General features: G+C 64.7%; 17 protein-coding genes. 11 read left to right on the forward strand and 6 right to left on the reverse strand.

From position 1 onward, the window contains the following. Window position 1: 1 nt before the first annotated feature. The 9 genes from NP825_RS18480 (at window position 2) to NP825_RS18520 (ending at window position 12,173) form a co-directional block, all read left to right on the forward strand. Window positions 2-3,244 carry an efflux RND transporter permease subunit gene (locus tag NP825_RS18480; RefSeq protein ID WP_053555680.1) on the forward strand — a complete coding sequence of 1,081 codons (3,243 nt, stop codon included), beginning with the start codon at window positions 2-4 and terminating at the stop codon, window positions 3,242-3,244. 9 nt (window positions 3,245-3,253) lie between these two features. After that, the gene (locus NP825_RS18485) at window positions 3,254-3,598 is read left to right on the forward strand and encodes a DUF190 domain-containing protein (RefSeq protein WP_053555679.1); all 345 of its coding nucleotides are present in this window, start codon (window positions 3,254-3,256) and stop codon (window positions 3,596-3,598) included. 81 nt (window positions 3,599-3,679) lie between these two features. Then, window positions 3,680-4,150, forward strand: coding sequence for an SRPBCC family protein (locus NP825_RS18490; protein WP_053555678.1), 471 nt, complete (start codon window positions 3,680-3,682; stop codon window positions 4,148-4,150). 190 nt (window positions 4,151-4,340) lie between these two features. Further along, entirely contained in the window at window positions 4,341-6,881 is a 2,541-nt protein-coding gene (locus NP825_RS18495; protein ID WP_053555677.1) for a heavy metal translocating P-type ATPase, read from the forward strand. Window positions 6,882-6,925: 44 nt separating this feature from the next. Next, on the forward strand, window positions 6,926-10,105 hold the full coding sequence (locus NP825_RS18500) for an efflux RND transporter permease subunit (protein WP_053555676.1): 3,180 nt from the start codon (window positions 6,926-6,928) through the stop codon (window positions 10,103-10,105). A gap of 13 nt (window positions 10,106-10,118) precedes the next feature. After that, window positions 10,119-10,604, forward strand: a complete 486-nt coding sequence (locus NP825_RS18505) for an SRPBCC family protein (RefSeq protein ID WP_053555675.1) — start codon at window positions 10,119-10,121, stop codon at window positions 10,602-10,604. Continuing rightward, on the forward strand, window positions 10,601-11,035 hold the full coding sequence (locus NP825_RS18510; RefSeq protein WP_171013492.1) for a disulfide bond formation protein B: 435 nt from the start codon (window positions 10,601-10,603) through the stop codon (window positions 11,033-11,035). Before NP825_RS18505 ends, NP825_RS18510 begins: the two co-directional genes overlap by 4 nt. Beyond that, a complete protein-coding gene (locus NP825_RS18515; RefSeq protein WP_257546387.1) occupies window positions 11,032-11,676 on the forward strand; it encodes a DsbA family protein in 645 nt (214 codons plus the stop codon). Before NP825_RS18510 ends, NP825_RS18515 begins: the two co-directional genes overlap by 4 nt. A 191-nt stretch (window positions 11,677-11,867) precedes the next feature. Next, window positions 11,868-12,173 carry a hypothetical protein gene (locus NP825_RS18520; RefSeq protein ID WP_003046472.1) on the forward strand — a complete coding sequence of 102 codons (306 nt, stop codon included), beginning with the start codon at window positions 11,868-11,870 and terminating at the stop codon, window positions 12,171-12,173. A 27-nt stretch (window positions 12,174-12,200) separates the two neighbouring features. Here NP825_RS18520 and NP825_RS18525 read toward each other — a convergent pair whose 3' ends face one another. From NP825_RS18525 to NP825_RS18540, 4 genes are all read right to left on the reverse strand, one after another. Beyond that, window positions 12,201-12,860: a class I SAM-dependent methyltransferase gene (locus tag NP825_RS18525; protein WP_037553277.1), complete on the reverse strand. Its 660-nt coding sequence runs from the start codon at window positions 12,858-12,860 to the stop codon at window positions 12,201-12,203. Window positions 12,861-12,907: 47 nt separating this feature from the next. After that, the gene (locus NP825_RS18530; RefSeq protein ID WP_161786522.1) at window positions 12,908-13,423 is read right to left on the reverse strand and encodes an AraC family transcriptional regulator; all 516 of its coding nucleotides are present in this window, start codon (window positions 13,421-13,423) and stop codon (window positions 12,908-12,910) included. Window positions 13,424-13,723: 300 nt separating this feature from the next. Then, complete coding sequence (locus tag NP825_RS18535) at window positions 13,724-15,670, reverse strand: cytochrome c/FTR1 family iron permease (RefSeq protein WP_003046463.1); 1,947 nt, start codon at window positions 15,668-15,670, stop codon at window positions 13,724-13,726. Between the two features lie 5 nt (window positions 15,671-15,675). Next, entirely contained in the window at window positions 15,676-16,317 is a 642-nt protein-coding gene (locus NP825_RS18540; RefSeq protein WP_003046460.1) for a cation transporter, read from the reverse strand. 70 nt (window positions 16,318-16,387) lie between these two features. Here NP825_RS18540 and NP825_RS18545 point away from each other — a divergent pair, with 70 nt between their 5' ends. Continuing rightward, window positions 16,388-16,801, forward strand: a complete 414-nt coding sequence (locus tag NP825_RS18545) for a helix-turn-helix domain-containing protein (RefSeq protein WP_003046458.1) — start codon at window positions 16,388-16,390, stop codon at window positions 16,799-16,801. Between the two features lie 35 nt (window positions 16,802-16,836). Here NP825_RS18545 and NP825_RS23600 read toward each other — a convergent pair whose 3' ends face one another. Both NP825_RS23600 and NP825_RS18550 read right to left on the reverse strand, forming a co-directional pair. Beyond that, on the reverse strand, window positions 16,837-17,064 hold the full coding sequence (locus NP825_RS23600) for a GDCCVxC domain-containing (seleno)protein (protein WP_081611194.1): 228 nt from the start codon (window positions 17,062-17,064) through the stop codon (window positions 16,837-16,839). Beyond that, window positions 17,057-17,416 carry a mercuric ion transport protein, MerT gene (locus NP825_RS18550; protein ID WP_051066412.1) on the reverse strand — a complete coding sequence of 120 codons (360 nt, stop codon included), beginning with the start codon at window positions 17,414-17,416 and terminating at the stop codon, window positions 17,057-17,059. The genes NP825_RS23600 and NP825_RS18550 overlap by 8 nt, the downstream gene beginning before the upstream one ends. A gap of 72 nt (window positions 17,417-17,488) precedes the next feature. Here NP825_RS18550 and NP825_RS18555 point away from each other — a divergent pair, with 72 nt between their 5' ends. Continuing rightward, window positions 17,489-17,890: a helix-turn-helix domain-containing protein gene (locus tag NP825_RS18555; protein WP_003046453.1), complete on the forward strand. Its 402-nt coding sequence runs from the start codon at window positions 17,489-17,491 to the stop codon at window positions 17,888-17,890. Window positions 17,891-17,932: the final 42 nt, after the last annotated feature.

Raw genomic sequence — 17,932 nt, forward strand, 5'->3', positions numbered from 1 at the left:
CGTGATCGCGAAACTGATGGCGCTATCCGTCCGCGCGCGCTGGGCGGTACTCTTTCTCTTCCTCGTGATAGCCGGGCTCGGCGTATGGCAGCTGACCAAGCTGCCGATCGACGCGGTTCCCGACATCACCAACAAGCAGGTGCAAATCAACACGATCGATCCGCGTCTTTCGCCGGTCGAAATCGAGAAGCTCGTAACCTACCCGATCGAAATCTCGCTCGCCGGCATTCCGGGGCTCGAGACGACACGCTCGATCTCGCGCAACGGATTCAGCCAGGTGACGGCAATCTTCACTGATGAAACCGACCTCTATTTCGCGCGCCAGCAGGTGGGCGAACGGCTTCTCCAGGCGGGCGAGAATCTTCCCGATGGGGCCCAGCCGCAGATCGGTCCCGTGACGACGGGTCTCGGCGAGGTCGTCATGTACACCGTGGGCTACAAGAACCCCGACGGGAAGGGCGCCAAGAAGGTCGCGGGCCAACCCGGCTGGCAGCCGGACGGCAGCTACCTGACCCCCGAGGGCGATATCCTCACCGACGAGATCGCCAAATCGGGCTATCTTCGCACGGTTCAGGACTGGATCGTCAGCCCGCAGCTCAAGTCTGTCGGCGGCGTCGCCGGCGTCGATTCGATCGGCGGCTATGCCAAGACCTTCGTGGTCGAGCCCGATCCGACCCGCCTCACCAGCTACGGTATTTCCTATAGCGAACTTGGCGAAGCCCTGGAACGCGCCAACCTCGCGGTCGGTGCCAACTACTACAATCGGGCAGGCGAAGCCTATCTCGTGCGCGTCGATGCGCGCGTGCGCTCGGTCGACGAAATCCGCAACGCCGTCGTCGCGACGCGCGGCGGCGTGCCCGTCACGGTCGGACAGCTCGCCAATGTGAAAATCGGCGGCGACCTCAGAACCGGTGCGGGCAGCATGAACGGCAAGGAGGCGGTCATCGGCACAGTGCTCATGCTGATCGGGCAGAACAGCCGCACTGTTGCGGAGGATGTATCGGCGAAGATTGCGCAGGTGTCGAAAACCCTGCCGCCCGGCGTCGAAGTGAAGGTGGTGCTCGACCGCGCCAAGCTGGTGAACGCCACCGTCGGGACGGTTGAAAAGAACCTGACCGAAGGCGCGCTGCTCGTGGCGGCCGCGCTCTTCTTCCTGCTCGGCAACTGGCGTGCCGCGATCATCGCGGTGCTCGTTATCCCCTTCTCCTTCCTGATGATGGCGATGGGAATGAACGCCTTCCGGGTTCCGGGCAACCTGATGAGCCTCGGCGCGCTCGACTTCGGTCTGATCGTCGACGGGGCGGTGATCATCATCGAAAACTGCCTCGCCAGACTGGCGCACCGGCAGGAACATGAAGGGAGATTGCTCAACCTTCGCGAGCGCCTCGAGGAGACGATGCGTGCCAGCCAGGAGATGATCAAGCCGACCGTCTTCGGGCAGGCGATCATCCTGCTCGCCTTCGCGCCGCTGCTGATGTTCACGGGCGTCGAGGGCAAGACCTTCTCGCCGATGGCCATCACCATCATGCTCGCGCTCGTCGCCGCCTTCATCCTTGCCATCACGCTGGTCCCGGCGCTCGTCGCGCTGATGATCCGCGGCAAGGTTGCCGAGAAGGAAGTCTGGGCAATCCGCAAGTCGAAGGAGCGCTATCTCCCGCTGCTCGATAAGGCGCTCGCAAAGCCTTGGGCTTTCATCGCCGGCGGCTTTGCCTTCTTCGTCCTTGCCATCCCGGCCTTCGGACTGCTGGGCTCGGAATTCATTCCGCAGCTCGACGAGAAGAATATGGCGCTCGCCTCGACGCGCGTGCCTTCAGTGAGCCTCGAACAGTCATTGGCTATGCAGCGCAACGTCGAGACGGCGATCTCAAGCCTGCCCGAAGTCGAGCTGATGTTCTCGAAAACGGGTACAGCCGAGGTGGCGACCGACCCGATGCCGCCAAACATCTCGGACGGCTTCGTGATCCTGAAACCGCAGGACCAGTGGCCGGCGGACGTCAATTCGAAGGCCGATGTCGTTGAGCGCATCGAGAAGGCCGCCGGGGGCCAGCTCGGCCAGCTTTACGAGGTTAGTCAGCCGATCCAGCTTCGTTTCAACGAACTGATCGCGGGTGTGCGCGGAGACGTCGCCATCAAACTCTACGGGGACGACCTCGACAAGATGTCGCTCGCCGCGAACGAGATGGTGCGCGTGCTCCAGGGCATTCCGGGTGCGGGTAGCGTCAAGGCCGACCAGGTCGGTGGCGCTCCGACGCTCGACGTGAAGCTCGATCGCAATGCGATCGCGCGCTACGGCCTGTCGGTGCAGGAAGTCGCCGACACGGTGTCGGCCGCACTCGGCGGCCGCGAATCCGGCCTGCTTTATGAAGGCGACCGCCGGTTCGACATCACCGTGCGCGTGCCCGATGCCACCCGCGTCAATCTCGACGACATCCGCGCGCTTCCTGTCCTCCTTCCCTCGGAAGGCGGCAATCGCGGGCAGATACCGCTCGCGCAGGTGGCGCAGATCCGGCTGACCGAAGGGCTCAACCAGATCAGCCGCGAGAATGGCAAGCGGCGCGTCGTCGTGCAGGTGAACCTCGAAGGCCGCGACGCGGGGTCCTTCGTGGCAGAAGCGCAGGCGAAGATCGCTAATGTGAAGCTCCCGGCGGGCTACTATCTCGAATGGGGCGGGCAGTTCGAAAGCCTGCAGGCCGCATCGAAGCGGCTCTCCATCGTGGTGCCGCTCTGCTTCGCGGGCATTTTCATCCTGCTCTACATGGCGCTCGGCACCTTCGGCCGCGCAACCGCCGTGTTCCTCGCGGTCCCTCTGGGTCTCGCGGGCGGGGTATTCACGCTGGCGCTTACCGGGATCAACTTCTCCGTGTCTGCGGCGGTGGGCTTCATCTGTCTCGCAGGTGTTGCGGTGCTCAACGGTCTCGTCGTGATGACGGCGATCCGAGAACGGCTCGAGAATGACGTCCCGCTCACGGAGGCAATCCGTGAGGGCATGACCGAGAAGATGCGCGCGGTGATCATGACCGGTTTCGTGCCCGCGATCGGCTTCGTGCCGATGGCGATCGCGACCGGAACCGGCGCCGAAGTGCAGAAGCCGCTCGCGACCACCGTCATCGGCGGCCTCATCGCGGCGACTATCCTGACGCTTCTCGTCCTGCCCGCGATCGCCAAGGTCTTACTCGGGTCGAACTGGCAGCCCGGTTTCATGAAACGCAAATCCGAACCGGCCGGCACGCCGGTCACTGAATAGGAGAGGATCATGCAAAAAGCGTCCAAGCTCTTGCGCGTCTATACCGACGAGTCTGCCTTCTTCGGCGATCAACGTGTCTTCGAGTTCATTGCCGAACTCGCCCGCCAGCAAAAGCTGGCGGGGGTGACCGTCCTCGAAGCGGTCCTCGGTTTCGGACGCTCGGCGCATCTCCATCGCAAGCATGCGCTGGAGAATGACCGGGCGGTCGTGATCGAGATCATCGACGAGGAGCAGCGGCTCCGCGACTTTGCGGCGCAGCTGACCGAAATACCGGACGTCGGGCTAATCACGCTCGAAGCGGTCGACATCCTCGGCGGGAAATCCGCCGCGGAGCCTCCCGATGTCCAGAGCTGACCGGCAAATTGCCGGTTTCCACCGCGGCGCAGGTCCCCGGCCTGCGTCGCGGACCAGCTTGCCGGAGCGAGGGGGCGGCCGATGTTTTCGGTAGGCTCCTCGCTCCGCCTGCCGGTCCCGATCGGGCGGGTATGGCGGCTGATCGTCGACATCGAGCGGTACGGTGACTGGCATCCGACGCTCCGCTTCACCGATCGCCCCGGTGATGAAGAGCGACTGGACTATGTCTACTCCCCGCGCGGGCCGCGAGGCCCCGAGCTGTCGGCCGAGGGCCGGATCACCGGTCTCGACTGGCTCTCGGGTTTTTCATGGCGGACGGGCCTGCGCGGTCTGCTCGTCATCGAGGAAAGCTACCGGCTCGAAAAGCTCGGTCAGGGTGTCGAGGTGACCCACCGGCTCGACTGCCGCGGGTTCTTCTCCTGGCTCGGCTATCCCTTTCTGCGCCGTGCCTGCTCGGTTTTCCTGCGCCGCTCGAACGCAGCGCTCGAAAAGCATTTCCGCCGCACCACCGTCCAGTCCCGCTACGCGCGGCCGAGCGGACGGCGCGCATGATTTTAGTTTCGAAACCTGGCCGTCGGAGGCCCCTCTCATTCGCCCCCCTCACCACGGGCAGGGATCTCCGGCGGTAAGGGAGGTGCGGGAGCCGGGTCGCATCCCGCAGAGGCTCCCGCACCTCATCCTGCCGTGCGTTTAACATGCGCCCCGATCGCAATGCCGATCGCCAAGAGAAAAGGATGGCATCATGAGTGACCAGTTGCGGCTCGATATTCCGCTTCTCCTTCCCGAGGTCGCCGATACCGCCGACCGCTGCGTCGCGCGCCTCACGAGCGAACTCGAAGGACGTGACGGCGTCGACAAGGTCCATGTTGTTCGCTCAAGCGACGGTTCGCCGCCGCAGCTCTGCATTCACTATCGGCCGGACATACTCCCGCTCGAACGGGTGCGCCAGCTGGCGCGCAGCGCCGGCGCCGTACTCACCGGTCGATATCAGCATCTCTTCTGGAACGATCTCGAAGGTGTCGGCCACGCCCGGCGTGCGCGGACGATCGGGCTGCGCCTTCGCGAAATTCCCGGCGTGATCGAGGCCGAAGTCGGCGCGGCGGGGACGTTGCGCGCCGAGTTCGAGCGCTCGGAAACCTCCATCGAGACGATCAGAAAGATACTTTTGGATATGGGCGTTACCCGGAAATCGGCCGCCGTCGCCGCGGCTGTCCCGGCCCAAGAAGGCCACATCCATGGTGACGATGGCCATGATCACGGCCCCGATCATGCCCATGGGCCGGACCATAAACATGGCCACAAGGGATCGGATGATCATGATCATGGTCATGATCATGGCGGAATATTCGGTGAGCGCACCGAGCTGATCTTTGCGCTCCTCTGCGGCCTCGTCCTCGGCATCGGCTTCGCCATCGAGAAATCGGGCGTCGCTCCCGAATGGGTCAGCTTCGGCTTCTATCTCGCGGCCTATGGCTTCGGCTGCTGGTTCACCGTCCGCGAAGCGATCGAAAATCTGAGGCTCAAGCGCTTCGAGATCGACACGCTCATGCTCGTTGCCGCAGCGGGCGCGGCGGCGCTAGGGGCATGGGCCGAAGGCGCGCTGCTGCTCTTCCTCTTCAGCCTTGGTCACGCCCTCGAACATTATGCCATGGGACGAGCCAAGCGCGCTATCGAGGCGCTCGCCGAACTCGCGCCGCAGACCGCGATCGTAAAGAGCGCCGACGGCAGCACGCGCGAAGTGTCGGTCGAACTGCTGCAGATCGGCGACACCGTCGTCGTCAAGCCCAACGAGCGGCTCCCGGCCGACGGATTCGTGACAGTGGGCCGCACCGCGGTCAATCAGGCGCCCGTCACCGGCGAAAGCGTGCCCGTCGACAAGGAACCGGTGGCGGACCGGGTGCTGGCCGCCGCCAAGCCCGATGGGCTCGATGCGAAATATCGTGTCTTTGCGGGCACCATCAACGGCTATGGCGCGATCGAGATCGCGGTCACGCGGCTTGCCGCCGACACCACGCTCGCCAAGGTCGTCAAGATGGTGAGCGAGGCGGAAACGCAGAAGTCGCCGACCCAGCGCTTCACCGACAAGTTCGAGCGCATTTTCGTGCCGAGCGTGCTCGCCCTCGTGTTCGTCCTGCTCTTCGCCTGGGTCGTCGTCGATGAGCCTTTCCGCGACAGCTTCTACCGCGCAATGGCGGTCCTCGTCGCGGCAAGCCCATGCGCGCTCGCGATCGCGACGCCGAGCGCTGTGCTTTCGGGCGTCGCGCGCGCCGCGCGCGGCGGGGTGCTCGTGAAAGGCGGCGGGCCTCTCGAGAATCTGGGATCGCTGACCGCGCTCGCCTTCGACAAGACGGGTACATTGACCGAGGGCAAGCCGCGCATCACCGATGTCGTGCCCGCTACCGGCGTGCCCAAGGAAGAGTTGCTTCGCATCGCCGTCGCGGTCGAGCGGCTCAGCGACCATCCGCTTGCCGCCGCGATCGCGCGCGATGGCGAGGCCATGCTGACCTCGGCGCGCGTGCCGGTGGCGGACGACCTCAACAGCCTCACGGGGCGCGGCGTTACCGCGAAGGTCGAAGGCGAGACTGTCCAGATCGGAAAGGTGGAGATGTTCGGGACCGACGGCATCGCGCCGATCGGCGACGAAGTGGCGACGGCGATTGCCGGCCTTCGCGAACAGGGCCGCACGACGATGGTGGTCCGTATGGGCGACCGCGATCTGGGCGCGATCGGTCTGATGGACACGCCGCGCGAAGCGGCGCGCACGGCGATCGCTAGGCTCCGCGAGCTCGGGATCAGACGTATGATCATGATCTCGGGCGATCACCAGAAGGTCGCCGAGTCGATCGCCGCCGAAGTCGGGATCGACGAGGCCTGGGGCGACCTGATGCCCGATCAGAAGGTCGACGCCATTCGCGATCTCAAGGCCGAGCAGCCGGTGGCCATGGTGGGCGACGGGGTCAATGACGCGCCCGCGATGGCGAGCGCAACCGTCGGCATCGCCATGGGCGCCGCTGGGTCGGACGTCGCCCTCGAAACCGCCGATGTCGCGCTCATGGCCGACGATCTTGCCCATCTGCCCTTCGCCATCGGGCTCAGCCGGCAGACGCGGCGGATCATCCGCCAGAATCTCGTAGTGAGCCTCGGCGTCGTGGTCGTGCTCGTGCCGGCAACCATCCTCGGGCTGGGCATCGGCCCCGCGGTGGCCGCGCATGAGGGCTCGACACTGGTCGTGGTCGCCAACGCGCTACGGCTCCTCGCCTATCGCGACCGCAGCGCGGCCTGAGAGGCCAACGCGGCGGCGAGGCGAGACCGGAAAGGGGAGAGCGGATGAACTTCAAGAATATCTCGGCCTGGTCCATCCGGAACCCGATCCCGCCGCTCGTCATGTTCTTCGGCCTGACGGTCGCGGGGATCGTCTCCTTCCTCATGATGGGGGTCCAAAGCGATCCCGACATCGATTTTCCGGGCGCGATCGTCATCATCGCGCAGCCGGGCGCCGCACCCACCGAACTCGAAACGCAGGTCACCCAGCGCGTCGAAGCGGCGGTGCGCACGATCGAGGGGATCGACGAGCTCAACTCGACCGTCACCGAGGGCCAGTCGCAGACCTTCGTCCAGTTCGCGATCGGGACGCCGATCGACCGGGCGGTCACCGATATCCGCGACAAGATCACCCAGATAAGGAGCAACCTGCCGAACGGCATCCTCGAACCGCAGGTCATCCGCCTGTCGACCTCGGGCAATACGCTGGCTTATTGGTCGGCTTCGGCCACCGACATGACGCTCGAGGAATTGAGCTGGTATGTCGATAATGTCGTCGCCAAGCGGCTGATTGCCGTCCCCGGCATGGGCGACGCCTATCGACGGGGCGGCGTCAGCCGCGAAATCCGCGTCATCCTCAACCCCGAACGCATGCGCGCTTACGGCCTGACTGCCGCCGCGGTGAACACCCAGCTCGTCCAGCTCAACGTCAACGCCGCGGGCGGCCGGATGGAGGTCGCTGGATCGGAACAGGCGGTGCGCATCCTCGGCAATGCCAGTAGCGCGAACGCGCTCGGCGAAACCCTGATCTCGGTCGGCACCAACCGCACCGTGCGCCTCGCGGACATCGCCGAGGTCAAGGACCTCTACGCCGAGCAGCGCTCGGTCTCGAAGCAGGACGGACGGCAGGTGCTGACCTTCGGGTTCGAGCGCGCGAAGGGCGCCTCCGACGTCACCGTCTATGACGCGGCGGTCGAGGAGTTGCGCAAGCTCGAGAAGGAAAACCCCAAGATCAAGTTCACCGAGCTGTTCAGCGATATCGAATATACCAAGGGCCAATATCATTCGGCGATCAACGCGATGGTCGAGGGCGCGATCCTCGCGGTCATCGTCGTCTTCCTGTTCCTGCGCGACTGGCGCGCGACCCTTATCTCGGCGCTCGCAATCCCGCTCTCGGCGGTCCCGACCTTCCTCTTCATGGACCTGATGGGCTTCTCGCTCAACATGATGACCCTGCTCGCGCTCAGCCTTGTCGCCGGCGTCCTCGTCGACGACGCGATCGTCGAGATCGAGAATATCGTCCGCCACATGCGGATGGGCAAATCCGCTTACCAGGCCTCGATCGACGCCGCCGACGAGATTGGCCTGGCCGTGCTCGCGACCACCATGACGATCGTCGCGGTCTTCCTGCCCGTCGGGCTGATGCCGGGGGTCGCCGGACAATATTTCAAGAATTTCGGGCTGACCGTCGTCGCGGCGGTGCTGATGAGCCTCGCGGTCGCGCGCATGATCACGCCGATGCTCGCCGCTTATTTTCTCTCCGCGCAGGGTCCGCAGAAGCATGGCGAAGGCCCGCTGATCGACACCTATATGCGCGTGCTGCGCTGGAGCCTCGATGCCAGGGCCGCCGATGCGGCCCGCGCCCGAGGCGATCGCTGGAAATGGCTCGCCTACATCAAGGATCACCGGCTCTGGGTCGTCGGTATCGGGGTACTCGCGCTCTTCGCGACCATCTTCAGCTTCTCGCTGCTCCCGATGACCTTCCAGCCGTCGATCGATTCCGACACGAGCCGCGTCGCAATCCAGCTCGCTCCGGGTGCAACGCTCGAACAAACCGAGGCAGTGGCCGACGAGGTGACCGATCTCATGAAGCGCGACCCGCTCGTCGAATCCGCCTTGTCGCGGATCGATGTCGGCACGGCGACGGTCTATCTGAAATTGCGCAAGGACCGCGAACTCACCTCGACCGAGTTCGAAAAGGACCGCGCGCCGCGGCTGGCTGCGGTTCCCGATGCGCGCATCAACTTCCAGTCGCAGCATGGCGGCGGTGGCGGCAGCAGCCGCGACATCTCGATCACACTCGGCAGCGACGACCCGAAGAAGCTTGAAGATGTCGGCAACCGGCTGCTTGCCGAAATGGCCAAGGTGAAGGAAATCCGCTCGCCGCGCGTCGAGGGCAATCTTCAGCGCCCCGAGATCGTCATTCGCCCGCGCTTTGCGCTCGCCGCGCAGCTCGGGGTGACGACACAGGCCCTCAGCCAGTCGATCCGCGTCGCGACGCTTGGTGAGATTGACCAGAACAGCGCGAAATTCTCGCTATCCGATCGGCAAATCCCGGTTCGCGTCGCGCTCGCGGAAACCGCGCGCGAGCGGCTCGATACGCTCCGCAATATGCCGGTCCCGACCCGCAACGGCGGAACGGTGCCGCTCTCGGTCGTCGCTGAGATCGGCTTTGGCGCCGGCCCGACCCAGATCAATCGCACCAATCAGGTGCGCCAGCTCACCATCGGGGCCGACCTCGCCCCGGGTCTGGTGACGGGTCAGGCGATGGAAAAAGTCGAGGCGCTGCCCGCGCTCAAGCAGCTTCCCGCCGGCGTCACGCGGCTCGTGCTCGGCAGCGCCAAATGGCAGGCCGAGATGCTGCGTAACTTCGCAATCGCGGTGGTGTCGGGCATCTTCCTCGTGCTCGCCGTTCTGATCCTGCTCTATCGCAAGATCATCCCGCCCTTCGTCAACATGGGTTCGCTGCTGCTCGCCCCGCTCGGCGGTGCGATCGCGTTGCTCTTGACCGGCTATCCGCTGTCGCTCCCCGTCTTCATCGGGGTGCTGATGCTGCTCGGTATCGTCGGCAAGAACAGCATTCTGCTCGTCGATTTTGCGATCGAGGAAATGGCGTCCGGCGTGCCGCGCGACGAGGCGATCGTCGACGCGGGGCACAAGCGCGCGCAGCCGATCCTGATGACCACGGTCGCGATGGTCGCGGGCATGATCCCGACCGCGCTGTCGCTCACCGGCGACGGTGCATGGCGCGCGCCGATGGCGGTCACGGTGATCGGCGGTCTCATCCTTTCGACGATGCTGACGCTGCTGATCGTACCGGCGTCCTTCAGCCTTGCGGCGGGCTTCGAGCGCCGGATGGCCCCGCGCCTGCGCCGCTGGTTCACGACCGGCGGCGCGCACGCCGACCCATCGCCTGCGGGCGTCACCGACATCGGCGCGGGGCAAAGCCCGGCGGCCGATCGATAGAGGAGTGAAGTTGATGGAGTTCGAGCGGGAGCATGACCTCCCCTATAGTCCGGAACAGATATGGGCGGTCCTCGGCGATTTCGAGAACCACCGGATCTGGAATCCCTATGTCCGGATCGAGCGGCTTGCCGAGGACCCGATCGCGATCCGCTATTCGATGCGAATGGATCCCAACAAGCCCAAGTTTCTCGAAGTCTCCGCGACGGTCCTTTCCGCGCGCTCCGGCGAGGAACTGATTCTCGACGTAAAGCCGAGCTTCATCCTCCAGTTCGAGGAGAGCTATATCCTGACCCGGACGCCGGAAGGGACCAAATTCCTCCATCGCTATCGCTGCCGCGGACCTTTTGCCTGGCTCCGGCTTCCCGGCATCCAGACGAGCTTTCAAAGGATGCTCGCATCGATCGACGGCATCCTGCTCAGCTACCTCAAGTCCAAGTACAGCAAGCCGCAATCGCCGCCGCGGCGGCCCAAGTCGAAGTTCAAAGGTGGTCGGCGATGACGAGCTTTCCGATGCTCGCGCCGCACAAATGGCGTCCGCTCGGCGCGGCCTGGGCAATTGCCCTCCTGTCGAGCCTAGCTGTCCTCTTCGTCGGTGAGGTCATGGGCCAGGCGCCGTGCGATCTCTGCTGGTTCCAGCGCGCTTTCATGTTTCCGCTCGCGATCATTCTCGGCATCGCGGCGTTCATGTCGGACCGCGCCGTCGTTCCTTATGGGCTGGCGCTGGCTTTCGGCGGCGGTCTCGTCGCTTTCTATCACAGCCTGCTCTACGTCGGCGTCATTCCGGCCCAGATCGTCCCCTGTACCGGCGGCCCGTCATGCTCGGGAGAGAGCATGGCAATCGGAGGCGTGCCGCTGCCCCTCCTGTCGCTGGCCGCGTTTGCGCTCATCCTTATCCTCTTGCTCAACTTCCAAAGGAGACTGAAATCATGAACAGACGTATCGGTGTCGTTGCCACGCTTGTCCTCTCGGCACTCGCCTTCACCGGCGGCGCGATGCTCTACAGCGGAACCGCCGAGGGCGAACCCACGAAGAAGGTCGTGGCGGGGCCGGTCGACAGCCTCATTCGTCCGCATTCGCCGATCATCGGACCGAAAAATGCCCCGGTCACCATCGTCGAATTTTTCGACCCGTCGTGCGAGGCCTGCCGCGCCTTCTATCCCACGGTGAAGGGCATCGTTGCCAAATATCCCAAGGATGTGCGTCTCGTTATGCGCTACCTGCCGCTGCACCCCGGCTCGGCCGAGGCGATCGTGATCCTCGAAGCCGCCCGCGTCCAGGGCAAGCTCGAGCCGGTGACGGCCGCCCTGCTCGAAGCGCAGCCCGAATGGCACGACGGCAAGATGGACGGTGCCTGGGCGGCCGCCGAGAAGGCCGGCCTCAATGTCGCGAAGGCGCGCGCGATGCCGACAACCGATGCGATGGCCTGGATGGAGCAGGACATCGCCGACGCGCGTGCGGTCGGCGTCCGGGGCACGCCGACCTTCTTCGTCAATGGCGAGATGCTCGTCCAGCCGAGCCCCGAACAGGTCGAGGCCCGAGTCCAGGCCGCGGTAGCGGCAAAGGGCAAATGAGGGCCCGCACCCGTCCCGCTTCGTCCACGCGGGACGGGTGCCCACCATGCGGCGCGATACTGTCTCTCCCGCCATCGGCCTGTCGCATGGAGACGCCGGGTCACCGTCCGATCGGCAGCATCGGAGCCAATATTCACAGCGCATTCAAACATGAAGGGGGATTTTGAACGCCACGAAAAGGAGAGACTGACATGCGAAAACTGATGACGATCGCGGCCGCGATGCTCGCCTTCGCGCTCCCCGGAACAGCGCTTGCCCAGCACCATGGCGATCGCGGGGGATATAGCCGCGGACATGACGCGCCACGTGGTCATGACCGCGACTATCGTTCCTCACGCCACGGCGTGCCCAATTATGGCTATGATCGTGGCTATCGTGGCTACGATCCCTACTACCGCGGCCATGATCGCCGCTATGAACGGCGGGACCGCTACGAGCGGCGCTATCAGAAGCGCCGGATGCACCACCATCACCGCGGGCGTCACTGGCGCGGCTAGCCGCGACCGCGCGGGCCGGGCGAGAAACTACCGCTTCGCCCCATAGATTGAAATCGAGCCGGTCGGCGTCGGGATGACTCTCATCTCTTCGACCGCCTCGAAACCCGCGGCTTTAAGGATCACCGGGACGCAGCCCTTAGCGTTGGGTTCGGTATATTCGAACCCGTCGAGCAGCTGGATCTGTCGAAAAAGCATGCGCATCAGCAGCGAGCGCTGCTCGCCATAGTCGGCTATGAAAAGGGTCCCGCCCGGCCTCAGGAGCCTGAACATCTGCGCGGCAATCGCTTCCTTAACGGCCATCGGGCACTGGTGAAGGACCAGGCTCGATACGATCTTGTCGCATTGCCGGAGTGCGTCGATGCCGTCCAGCTCGTCGCCCATAGCCTCGAACCATCGAATCTCGGCATCGGCAACCTCAGCCTTGGCGCGCGCGATTTCCAGCACGGCGGGGTCGGGATCGACCGCCAGAACGATGCTCTCCGGCGCCGCCTGCTTGAGGGCGATCGCAAAGGTTCCCGTGCCGCACCCGATATCGACGATCCGCTCGCCCGGCCGCGGTTCGGCGAAGCGCAGCAAGTCGCTTCGCCATCTTTTCTCTCTGGTCATGAGGGCTATGGCGGCATCGTAGCGGTCGAGCGATCCGCTCTTGCCGAGTGCCGGGACGAAGTCTCTGTGTGCGTCTGACATGATGCGCCTCTACCAGGCGCGATCACGCACCGGCTTGAACGGAGAGGCTATGATTCGATGAAAAGGTCGCTTGCCCGGATACCGAACATCGCCTTGATCGTGCGGGCGAAATGCGCGCTGTCGCTGAACCCTGCCATGTGTGCGGCCTCGGTCGCGCTGCGGCGCATTCCCAATTCGTCGAAGGCGATAATCAACCTTCGCCAGAGCACAAAGCGCTGGAAGGGCATGCCGATCTCGGCGGCAAAGAGATGCCGGAAGCGGCCGAGCGAAAGGCGGCTCTCCTCCGCCACAGCCGCGAGACGGACAGAGCCCATGGGGATCAGGCGGTCAATCGAGGCGGCGGCGCGGGTGATGCGCGGATCGAGCGGGGGTCGGGCGCCTCGCGTGAGCCAGTTTTTCCAGAAGGACCGCTGTCCCGGCAGCGCGACATGAATCGGATCGGAGCAGATCAGCCGGTCTTTCAGATCTACCGGCGGACCGAAGACCACTGTCGGCTCGACGAACCATAATTCAGCCGTGGGCGCGGGGAGCAGCCGGTGCACGGTATCGGGTTCGATGAGCAAGCAACGCCCCGACAGGCGCGCGCCATCAGCATCGACCACGGTAAGCGGCTCGGCACAAAACACTGCCTGCGCCGCAAAATGGCGGTGCGCGGCGGCATCGCCAACCGAACCCGACCAGAGAGCATGATAGTCGCCGAGGCTAAGTCGGCCGTTCCAGTTGGACGTTTCGGGCATCGGGTCGCAATAGCAGGCCTAACTCGTGTGCGTAACGGGCGCCGGGTAAGCACTCTGGCTCGGAGGCTCTTTTCGGAAGCCGTCTTACGGCCAAGGAGGAGTGCGCCGACCCCGTGATGATTCCCCTCATCGACCGGGCGCTGTCTCGATGCGGCGATGTTGCCGACTGTTGTAACGATAGCCGATCCAGAGGATTGCAAGCGCGAGAAGCTGGAGCAACAACGGTTCGAGCGAAGGAAATATCCCCATCGCCGGGAAGCGGGGAAAATGAGCTAGCGGGGTGATGCCGAGGAGGCCGGCTTCCTGTAGCGCGCCCGCGCCCTTGCCGGCCAGGACAACCGCGAGGATAGCGATGAGCGAAGAGCTGTAAGCGAAAAATCTTCCGATCGGCAGGACCCGGCTGTAACGAAGCATGACCCATGCGATTGCTGCCAGGATCACCACTGCGGTTCCGGCTCCGGCGGCGATCGCGCTGCGGCTTCCTTGCGCGGCGAGAGCTGCGAAAAACAGGATGGTCTCAAAGACTTCCCGATAGACCACGAGGAAAGCGAGCCCGAACAGGAACCAGGCCGAGCGACGTGAAAGCGCTTTGCCCATCGCTTCGCGAATATAGCGCTGCCAGCTCTCCGCATGTGACTTTCCGTGCATCCAGATGCCGACCCAGACGAGAACGACTGCGGCGAAAAGCGAGCCAAATCCCTCTGTCAACTCGCGGTTCGCTCCGCTGATCGAGATTGCATAGGTCGCGACTGCCCAGGTTGCGCCGCCGGCTGCCAGGGCTGCGATCCAGCCGCCATGGACATAGGGTAGGACCTCAGGCCGTTCGGCCTTTCGTAAGAAAGCGATCATCGCCACGATGATCAGAAGCGCTTCGAGACCCTCGCGCAGCAAGATGGTAAGCGCCCCGACAAAGGTCGATGCGTCGCTGGCTGCATCGGGAGACAGTGCAGCTTCGGCATCGGCGAAAAGGGTTTCGACTGCGGCGGCTTTACCCGCGACCGCATCGACCGGCACACCTCGCGCGATGGACACGCGATAATCGGACATCGCGGATTCGATTTGCGCCATAAGGGCGGAATCGCGCGTCGTCAGGATCGGCTCAATCGGTTCGAAACCGTCGAGATAGGCGGACAGCGCGAGACGCTCTGCCTCGCTCCGATTTCCCTTGCGGTACGCGGCAAGGCTTTGCGCCAATTTGTCACGGGCAACCGCAAGCGTCGCGGGCGAAGCGGTTGTCAATGCTTGGGGATCTGAGCGCAAATAGGCGGTAAGCGCGTCGGCCTGCTCCGATCCCAGCCCACGACCAAGCACTTCCGGGCTGAGACTCGTGAAGGCTTGCAGGTCGGGGACCAGTTCGCGCGCCGCAGGGGTCTGGTTCCAGACACGCCGGCCGGCTGCGACGTCGCGAAAGGCAAATCCACCGGCATAGGCTGCTACCGCCCAGCGGTCGTCGGAGGGCAAATGGGCAAAACTGGGCATGGACGTGCCTTCGAGCCCCTGTCCTATCACCTGATAGAGCGCGAACAGACTGCGCTTGCGAGCGCGTCCGGCGTCGGTGAAATCGATAGGTGCCGGGTCGAGCCCCTTGGCCTGAGGTCCATTGCCATCGCCGCGCGCGCCGTGACAGCTGGCGCAATTTTCCAGATAGACTTGGGCTCCGCGCCGGGGATCTGGAGCGTTGCGCGGCGCGAGGGGCACAGGGTAGGCGGCGAGGAGGTCCGCCGCGAGTCCGCGCGCCTGGCCAGCCACCTTGCCGGGGTCCGCCTTCGATGCGATCGCCGTCTGGAGTTGTCCCGCTTCACTGACAAGGCGAGCCCGCGCCGGGGATACCGGAAGCGCTTCGATCCCCTTGCGAACGGTGGCGGAAAACTCGGTCATCTCGGCATATTCGACCGTGCTCGTCACCGCGCCATTCGAGACCGCTCCACCATAGTCGACCGCAACATAGTCCAGCAGGCGCCAGATGGTCTGGACTTCGCCGGCATCAGTGCGGGCCTGTGCCGTCGGCACGACGAGGCCGCAGATTGCAGCGAGCGCGATCAGCAGAGAGAGAAAGCGGCGGGCGGGGGGCATTGGCCCTATTGTCCGGGCACAGTCGACAGTTCGCGCAATTCGGTCCGCGCGCTGCGTAGAATCTCATAGGCCGAATGCAGGAAAAGCGTGGCAATGATGGCGGCGACTGCAAGGTCGGGCCAGGCTTGCCCGGTCCATGCGACGAGGCCGGCGGCGATGATCACCGCCACATTGGCGATCGCGTCGTTGCGGCTGAACAGCCACACCGCCCGGACATTGGCGTCGCCTTCGCGGAACCGCGAGAGGACCGCGGCCGAGGTGAGGTTGACGAGGAGGGCGGCGGCGCCGATGCCGCCCATCAGCTCGGCTTCGGGCGGAACCGCGGTCAGGGCACGCCACAGCGCGACGCCGATGACCCCTATGCCAAGCGACAGCAGGAACAGGCCTTGGGTTAAGGCGATACGCGTGCGGGCGAGCGCAGTCCAGCCTATCGCGACGAGGCCGGCCAACGTGATCGTGCCGTCGCCGATAAAGTCGAGCGAGTCGGCTTTCAGCGCCTGGCTGTTGGCGATGAACCCGCCGACGATCTCGATCGCGCCGAAGCCGAGATTGAGAATTACGACGATCCACAAGGCCCTTCGATAGGCGGGATCGCGTTCGGCCCTGACGGTGTCGCCCGTGCAGCCGCAATTGCTGTCGTTGCTCATTCCCCTGTTCTACATTCTACAGTAACTGTAGAAGCAAGCTGAAATCGAAACGAGACTGAGAGGAAGGGAGATGGCGCGCGACACGCGGCTGCCGATCGGCGGCCTGGCGAAACGCACCGGCACCAAGGTAAACACGATCCGCTTCTATGAGGATATCGGATTGCTGCCTTGCGCAGCGCGCACAGCCTCTGGCCGGCGCACCTACGGGGATGAGGATGTCGGGCGCCTCGCATTCATCCGCAATGCCCGCGGCCTCGGCTTTTCGATCGATGAAATCCGGTCGTTGACGGCGCTGGCCTTGGGGCCGGGGCAGGACTGCGCCGAAATCCGCGCAGTTGCGGCGCGTCACCTGCTCGATGTCGATGAAAAGCTGGAACGGATGGCGCGGCTCCGTGCTGAACTTGCCCGTATCGTCCAGCTCTGCGATGGCGGGCCGGTGTCGGATTGCCGGGTCATCGAGGCCATCGCCGCCGGAAATGCCTAGCCGCCGCGCTATCGGGACTGTCGGCGGCTTGCGGCTCAGCCGCAGCAACTGCCCTTGCCGCCGTCAACCTGTATTGGCGGGCAGGGTACCGTGCCATAGGAACAGAAGACACAGCAGTCTCCTGGCAGCGGCTTGAGCAGCGCGCCGCATCCCTTGCAGTCGTAGAAATACTGACACGCATCGGTGGGCATGATTTCGTCGGCGATTTGACCGCAGAGCGGACACGTCAGCGTCGATTGCAGGACCGGCGAGGGATCAAGCATAGCGATAGCCGAGCCAGAGGAGGACGGCGGCGAGGAGCAGTCCGATCAGGGTCACAAAGCGCAGCGACGCGGGCACGCACAGGCCATCGGCGCCGCAGCGCGCCGCGCGCATCTGCTGGCGCGCCAGCAGGACGCCACCGGCGACGAGCGAAATTGCGCCGAATGCGACGAACCAGAGCCGGTAGGGCGCGGCCGGGACCGCTATGCCGACGAGCCAGGCGGACCCGAGCCCCGCCGAGGCCAGCAGCATGGGGAGGGCGCAGCAGGTGGCTGCGAGAAAGCCCGATGCGATCCCGCCAAGCGCCAGCGAAATGGCCCCAAATCCTTTTGGACGCCTTGCATCTCCAGCCAAATTCAAACTCCTTGTTTCGCGGTAGCGGCAAGTCTACCATCTGTAGTGACTACAGATGCAAGCGGAATCGCAATGGCCCCCTCAAGCACCATCCCCATCGGCGAGCTTTCTCGGCTTACCGGCTGCAATATCGAGACGATCCGCTATTATGAGCGCATCGGCATTCTGCCCGCGCCGGTCCGGTACGGGCGATTTCGCCGTTATGATTCAGCTGGTGTGCGGCGCCTTGCATTTGTGCGCCGCGCGCGCGAACTGGGGTTTCCCCTCGATACGGTCCGGACTTTGCTCCTTCTTGCCGAAGGCGGCGGCCATAGCTGCGATCAGGCGCGCCATATGGCCGAGAGCCAGCTTGCCGACGTCCTCGCCAAGCGCGCCGACCTCGACCGGATGGCCGCTGTCTTGGGCGATCTTGTCGAGGCGTGCGGCGCCGGCGATGCCGGGGGCTGCCCGCTTCTGGAGGCGCTGTCCGACTAGGTTCGAGTACAGCCGTCTTCCGCCAGCGCCCCAAAGCAGCCA

Origin of the sequence: Sphingopyxis sp. DBS4, from assembly GCF_024628865.1 — a bacterium.
Lineage (GTDB): Bacteria > Pseudomonadota > Alphaproteobacteria > Sphingomonadales > Sphingomonadaceae > Sphingopyxis.

Bases quoted from the DNA above. Each gene is read 5' to 3' on its own strand.
- NP825_RS18485 (WP_053555679.1), top strand. From the start codon at position 3,254: ATGCAAAAAGCGTCCAAGCTCTTGCGCGTCTATACCGACGAGTCTGCC.
- NP825_RS18490 (WP_053555678.1), top strand. From the start codon at position 3,680: ATGTTTTCGGTAGGCTCCTCGCTCCGCCTGCCGGTCCCGATCGGGCGG.
- NP825_RS18495 (WP_053555677.1), top strand. From the start codon at position 4,341: ATGAGTGACCAGTTGCGGCTCGATATTCCGCTTCTCCTTCCCGAGGTC.
- NP825_RS18500 (WP_053555676.1), top strand. From the start codon at position 6,926: ATGAACTTCAAGAATATCTCGGCCTGGTCCATCCGGAACCCGATCCCG.
- NP825_RS18505 (WP_053555675.1), top strand. From the start codon at position 10,119: ATGGAGTTCGAGCGGGAGCATGACCTCCCCTATAGTCCGGAACAGATA.
- NP825_RS18510 (WP_171013492.1), top strand. From the start codon at position 10,601: ATGACGAGCTTTCCGATGCTCGCGCCGCACAAATGGCGTCCGCTCGGC.
- NP825_RS18515 (WP_257546387.1), top strand. From the start codon at position 11,032: ATGAACAGACGTATCGGTGTCGTTGCCACGCTTGTCCTCTCGGCACTC.
- NP825_RS18520 (WP_003046472.1), top strand. From the start codon at position 11,868: ATGCGAAAACTGATGACGATCGCGGCCGCGATGCTCGCCTTCGCGCTC.
- NP825_RS18525 (WP_037553277.1), bottom strand. From the start codon at position 12,860: ATGTCAGACGCACACAGAGACTTCGTCCCGGCACTCGGCAAGAGCGGA.
- NP825_RS18535 (WP_003046463.1), bottom strand. From the start codon at position 15,670: ATGCCCCCCGCCCGCCGCTTTCTCTCTCTGCTGATCGCGCTCGCTGCA.
- NP825_RS18540 (WP_003046460.1), bottom strand. From the start codon at position 16,317: ATGAGCAACGACAGCAATTGCGGCTGCACGGGCGACACCGTCAGGGCC.
- NP825_RS18545 (WP_003046458.1), top strand. From the start codon at position 16,388: ATGGCGCGCGACACGCGGCTGCCGATCGGCGGCCTGGCGAAACGCACC.
- NP825_RS23600 (WP_081611194.1), bottom strand. From the start codon at position 17,064: ATGCTTGATCCCTCGCCGGTCCTGCAATCGACGCTGACGTGTCCGCTC.
- NP825_RS18555 (WP_003046453.1), top strand. From the start codon at position 17,489: ATGGCCCCCTCAAGCACCATCCCCATCGGCGAGCTTTCTCGGCTTACC.